The organism is Polynucleobacter sp. 35-46-11 (genome assembly GCF_002281105.1).
This window is the reverse complement of the sequence record NZ_NCFJ01000688.1, coordinates 1-1,148: the sequence shown is the minus strand read 5'-3', so window position 1 is coordinate 1,148 and position 1,148 is coordinate 1. Positions and strand designations below refer to the sequence as shown.

The 1,148-nt window shown below is 47.0% G+C and carries 2 protein-coding genes; one reads left to right on the top strand and one right to left on the bottom strand.

The features are described from left to right. A partial coding sequence (locus B7Y67_RS18815; RefSeq protein ID WP_293599936.1) for an enolase C-terminal domain-like protein occupies positions 1-462 on the top strand: 462 nt, incomplete at its 5' end. A gap of 77 nt (positions 463-539) precedes the next feature. On the opposite strand, the gene B7Y67_RS18810 is transcribed toward B7Y67_RS18815, so the two are convergent. Next, a partial coding sequence (locus B7Y67_RS18810) for a TRAP transporter large permease subunit (RefSeq protein ID WP_293599935.1) occupies positions 540-1,148 on the bottom strand: 609 nt, incomplete at its 5' end.

Below are 1,148 nucleotides of genomic sequence, written 5' to 3'. Positions count from 1 at the left end.
ATTGAGGAGCCATTTTCACCGGATGCGATTGACCTGCATGCGGCGCTGGCACGTCAAACCAAGATCAACGTTGCTACCGGTGAGATGGAGGCTGGACGCTGGCGTTTTAGGGAGCTGATTGACGCTGGCGGTGCAGCTATTCTGCAGTCGGATGCAGCGGTGTGTGGCGGTATTACTGAGTGGCGTCGTATTTCAGCCTATGCAGATTTAAAGGGTGTGATTGTTTGTCCACATTGGATGCATGATTTGCATGCACCTTTAGTAGCCGCAACCCCCAATGCGCGTTTTGTGGAGTTCTTCTTGGATGATCAGGTCTTAAACTTCCGTAGATTGATTAATAAACAGCTGACCTTTAAGAACGGCGATTTGATTCTGCATAAGACCCCAGGCTTAGGTTTTGAGTTTGATGAAGCTACGATTAAAAAATATGCCGGTAAAGTTGCCTGGACCAAGATTACTTAATGTAATCAGTAGCTCGTTAAGAATAAAAAAATCCCGCATCATGTGCGGGATTTTTTTATTGTTTGATGACGCTGAGTTTACGGCGAAATTCTTCGAAGCCTACGGTTTCTGAGCGCTTGCGTGAGGAGTACGATGCCAAATCCTGCAAAGCCTAATAAATCAGCTTCATTTGCAGGGTAGGCGAGAGCAACACCAGAAGCCACCATCACCACTCGCTCAAATATATTGGTTTTTTCGATAAACCAACCCTGTAGTCCACCTGCAAGGCAAATAACGCCCATGACTGCCGTAAAGGAGATCCATGCAATTTGACTCCAATCTGCCTGAGCTAATGCAGTGGTTGATCCCATCAATAAAAGGCTGACACCAGACTTATCTAAAACAAACATAAATGGCACCAAGATGGCGGGGGCAACATACTTCCAGGTTTGAAGTGTTGTCTTGTAAGGATTGCCTTTACAAATCGCTGCCGCCGCAAATGGCGAGAGGGCTGTTGGAGGGGAAACCTCAGAGAGCACGGCGTAGTAGAAGATGAACATATGCGCCGCAAAATCAGGTACACCTAAGTTAATCAGGGCGGGAGCGGCTATCACTGCACAAATAATGTATGACGCGGTAACTGGCACTGCAAGACCAACCACCCAAACAACTAAGCCAGTAAAAATGGCAGTTAGCAGTAGCGAACC